Below are 4,933 nucleotides of genomic sequence, written 5' to 3' on the forward strand. Positions count from 1 at the left end.
CAGCGTCGGCAATGACGCCAACACCTGCGGTCTTGCAGGTGGCGACCATGGATTTGAACTCCTGTTCGGTTCCTTCCTTGGAGTTCAGGTTGTAGCTCACCGGCTGATATGACGTCCACCATTGAGTGCCTTTGATGGATTCCTGCGGCGGAGAGACCTGGACGTACGCCACACCTTCAGGACCGAGGGTATCCGTGCATTCTTTGGCGACCGACTTCCAGTTGGCCTGGAACATGGTCACGATGACATCGCTGCGGTAGCTTGCCGGATTGAAATCAGCGGGGACACCGGTCGGCGTGCGGAATGTCGCTACGGTAAGGCCTGCGCTGACGGCGATGCACAGCACGGCGACCACAATGGTTCTGATGCGTTGTTTCATGGTTCCTCCGTTGGATGGACTGGCATTATTCTACGATGGACGGCTTCGGACTGCAAACGTTCGCAATCCTGATGGGCAAACGAGGACCTTCATAACACGTCCCATTCGACGCCTTGATACCGGTACAGACATGCGTGCGGTGGAATCGCCCAGCGACATGGTAACGCCGAACAACACGGTGGAAAACGAACGGGCGGCAGGACGTTCCCAAACGTCCTGCCGCCCGTCGGCCTGTTCACATGCCGCCGTGAAGACGGTCATGCGATACCGGAATCACTTGCGATGCGCGTGCTGCCCCGCTTTGCGATCCCATGCCAGTGTCATGGCTCCGGCCGAAGCCAGAATCATGCACATGAGGATTGCACCTGCGACGGAAGCGCCGGTCTTCGCAAGATCAGCAGGCTTGTTTGCGGCCTGTGCGGCGGACTTGCTGTCCTGGGGCTTCTGCTCAGACTTCTGCGCAGGCTGCTGAGCAGCCTTGTCGCCGGTGTTGTCGCCAGGCGTATCCGTCGCTCCCTTCGGCGCGAAGGCGAGCACCGCGGCGGACAGCGCCGGAACGGTGTATCCGGCGTCGGAGACCGTGGTGGTCTTCGCCTTTGACGGGTCAGCCGTGACCGTGCCATCGGAAACCAGCAGCTTGTAGTCGCCGGCAGTCAGACCGGACACCGTGGCATCCGTTTCATTGGCGTTGAGCACAACCACGTACGTGCCGTCGTCGTCCTTGACCTGATAGGCGACCACACCATCCTTGGCCTCAAGGACTTTGGTGTTCTGCGCAATCTGGTCATAGCTGGACATACGGAACGCCGCAACCTTCTTGCGCAGGGCGATCAGACCCTTGACATACTCGGCGTTCGCACCATAGTTGGCATCGTTGAGACGATCCCAATCGATGGCGTTGACCGAGTCGCCGGACTTGTAGCTGTTGCCGTCACCGTTCTTGGTGCGCAGGAACTCCTGGCCGAGCTGGATCTCGGAGATGCCCTGCGCCAGGAACACCGCGGAATCGGCGAGTTCGGCGCGCTTGGTGCGTGTCGCCTCGTCGTCGTTCGGCATCGACTTGACGAGCTTGTCGTACAGGGTCAGGTTGTCGTGGATTTCCGCGTACTGGACCACCTGGGAGGCGGTCTGGTAGTGGTCCTGCGCATTGCCGTTCCAGCACGTGGTGGCGCCTTCGCTCGTGTCATATGGGCAGCCGAGCATATTGTGCAGGATCAGATTCTCCTGGTCGGCCTTGCCGGAAACGAAGCCGGTGTCGGTGTCGGAGAACACGGAGCCCTTGAGACCATCACGGATCGAATCGTTGAAGAACGAGACGGTCGAACCGGTCTTGGTGCCGTTGAATCCGGTGTTGTCCAGCTCGTAGGCGTTGGGCTGGATGGACATCTTGGACTTGTCCATCGTGGAGTTCATATCCCAGCCTTCGCCGACGATGATGATACCCGGATCAATCTTGTCGAGGGCCGCGCGCACCGCCTTCATGGTTTCGAGATCCTCGAGACCCATGAGGTCGAAGCGGAAGCCGTCGATATTGTAGTTCTTCGCCCAATACGTGACCGAATCGACGATGTACTTGCGCATCATCGCCCGTTCGGAGGCGGTGTCGTTGCCGCAGCCGGAGTTGTTGACCATGGAGCCGTCCGCATTGTACCGGAAGTAGTATCCCGGGACAGTGAGGTTGAACGGGTTCGTCGAGGCGTCGGCCACATGGTTGTAGACCACGTCCATGATGACGCGCAGGCCGTTGTTGTGCAGCCCGTTGACCATCTCCTTGGCTTCGACGATTCGCGTGGCGGGGTCGCTCGCGTTCGATGAGTACGAGCCTTCCGGCACGTTGTAGTTCTCAGGGTCGTACCCCCAGTTGTAGTTGGAATCATCCAGAGTCTTGGTCTCGTCGACGCTCGCATAGTCGAACATCGGCTGGATCTGCACGTGGGTGATGCCAAGCTGCTTGAGGTAGTCAAGACCAGTCGCCTTGCCTTGAGAATTCTTGGTACCAGCTTCGACAACACCGAGGTACTTGCCGCGGTTGGCTTCGGATACACCGGAGTTGGCGTTCTTGGTCAGATCGCGGATGTGGGTCTCGGCAATCACCGCGTTGGACGACGAACCGAAGGACGGCATGCGGTTGAAGTCCTTGATGGACTTCTCCGCGTCGGACAGCACCACGGAACGCTTGCCGTTGACCACGGCCGCGGTCGCATACGGATCCGGCGAATAGTTCACCGTGCCGTCGGCGAAGGTGAGGCGGTACTGGTAGGCGGTATCCTTCAGGTCGCCGTCGATGGCGACGCTCCAGACACCCTTGTCGCCCTTGGTCATCGGCGAGGTGTACGCCTGCTCGGCGTCCGCACTCGTGTCGGACTTGTAGACGACCAGGTCCACGCCCTTGGCGGTCGGGGCCCACACCTTGAAGGTGGTCTTGCTCTTGGTCCATGTGGCACCAAGATCATCACCGTCGTAGGCGTAGGTCTTGTCGAAATCGTCGGTGCGCACGATGGCACCGGCAACCGCAGTGGCGGAACCGATCTTGTCGCCCTTGTCGTTGCTGATGGTCACGGTGTACGCGCCATCGACGGCGAGATCGTCCTTCGTGGTGACGGTCACGGTCGCCTTGTCGGCTTTCACATCGGCAACGTCAACGGTTTTGCCGTTTTCGTCTGTAACAGTCGCGGTCACCTCGCCGGAAGGTTCGCCGCTGAGTTTGACGGCGATCTTCTTGGCATTGGCGATTTCCGCGCTGCGCACCGAAACGGTCAGGGACGGTTGTGCGGTGTAGACGGTCGGGTCGCCGGCGACCAGCCAGACCTCAGCCTTGCCGGTCTTGGTGGCGGAGTCGAACACCATAGAGTCGGCCGGGATGAAGTGGTTGGCGTCATCGGGGTCCTTGGCTGCCCAGGTGTCACCGCCGTAGCGGCGCAGCAGGCCGATATCGCCGGCTGCGGACGCCGATGCGGCGGCGTAGTTGTATCCCTTGAGCGTCCATGTGCTGACTTCGCCCCAGTCATCATGGCTGGTGAAGGTCTGGTGCGAATCAGCCGATCCGCTGCCCGACCACGTCCACAGATCCCACTGCGGGGTCTTGTTCGTGGTGTCGCCTGCGTTGAAGTACAGGCCGTCATCGCGGTAGTAATGGACGGTGACGTCCACGTCATAGCCGGTGCAGGAGCTGATGTAGTCAGCCGGTGCGGCGGTGAGCGTCTGCTCGAGGTCCGAGGCGGTGCCGTCCACCCAGATCTCTGCGGTGCCGTCGGCAGCGACCTTCACATTGCGGTCGTTCTCGCCGACCTTGTTCCAGTCATCCTTGCCCTTGACGATGACACCCAGATCGGTGTACGTGCCGTCGAAGGTGACAGTGGCGACTTTGCCCCAGCAATCGGTGCCGGAGAACTCGATCTGCTGTCCGTCAAGGTTCGCGGAGGTGTTGGAATTCGATCCCCACACCCACAGGGCACGCGCCTCGTCATCCGCAGGCGCCTTGTAATGGACGACGAGACGGGTCTTGCCGTTCTGGTGGTATGTTTTCGGCGAACCGACCGTGCTGGCATGATCGGTGACGGTCTGCTGGACGATGCCCGTGGCGGCTTCGTAATTGCCACCGCCGTTCGGGTTGTCCCAGCTGTTACTACCGTCGTTGAACACGTATTGCACGGCATTGCCGCCAGTTTCGATGGTGTGCTTCCAGTAGCCGCTCGTCTTGTCGTAGGTCATCGCCTTGCCGGGAACGTCGGTCCAGGTTTCGCCGACACCGTAGTGGATGTACGGCTGCTTGTATCCGTTGTCGTTCTTGTAATACACCGTGAGCGTGGTGTCCGTGGGCTTGACGGCCTCGTCCTTGATTTCGACCTTCGGGTCGGACGGGTCGGTGGTCGCCGAGGCCGCCGGATGGCTGGCCTTGGTGGCGCCGCCGTACAGGGCGATTGCCGAACGGGCCGGGATGGTGGTCTTGACCCTGCCGCCGGAGACGGTCACGATCTGGGAGCAATCCTGGGTGGAGAACACATTGCAGTATTCGCCGTCCGGAAGCGTCGTGTCGTAAGTGACGTCAAGCGCCTTGGTGCCGTTGTTGAGCGCCAGGAAGCCCTTAGTGCCGCGGGAGAAGGCGATGCTGTCGTTGCCGTTGGACTGCCAATCCTTGACCGGTGAGGTCGCGGTATCGCCAACGTAGTTGTGGAAGGCGATCATGCCGCGCGTGGAGGTCCAGCGCTGCTCGCAGTTCCAGTCTCCGCCGTTGGTGGCGCAGGCCTTGGCCATATCGACATCCGGGACCTTGGTCTCTGTCGCGCCGGGGGCTCCGGAGTCATTGTCGTCGAACTTGTACCCGGACATCAGGCGCGGGGTGCCGTAGCCGTAGGCAAGCATGAACGCGTTGGCCAGCTGGTACTTGCCGCTGTCCTTGTACGTGATAGTGCCGTCGTTGCGCTCGGTGTCCCAGTTGGTGACGAATACGTTCGCGTCCGCGCTGGACAGGTCGCCGCTCAGGCGGGTGGCCAGATCCTTCAGGGAGGTGACGTTGCCGTTGAACGCCTGGCTCATCTCGCTCTTGAATCCGAA

At 60.9% G+C, this 4,933-nt stretch carries 1 protein-coding gene and 1 pseudogene; both read right to left on the reverse strand.

The genetic code is table 11. The features are described from left to right. Window positions 1-379 (reverse strand): annotated as a pseudogene (locus tag ACI38B_RS07100) (glycosidase); the annotation flags it as partial. Between the two features lie 273 nt (window positions 380-652). Next, complete coding sequence (gene pulA, locus ACI38B_RS07105) at window positions 653-4,915, reverse strand: type I pullulanase (protein ID WP_439730131.1); 4,263 nt, start codon at window positions 4,913-4,915, stop codon at window positions 653-655. Window positions 4,916-4,933 lie beyond the last annotated feature (18 nt).

Origin of the sequence: Bifidobacterium sp. (assembly GCF_051876855.1) — a bacterium.
Lineage (GTDB): Bacteria > Actinomycetota > Actinomycetes > Actinomycetales > Bifidobacteriaceae > Bifidobacterium.

Bases quoted from the DNA above. Each gene is read 5' to 3' on its own strand.
- pulA (WP_439730131.1), bottom strand. From the start codon at position 4,915: ATGAGCCAGGCGTTCAACGGCAACGTCACCTCCCTGAAGGATCTGGCC.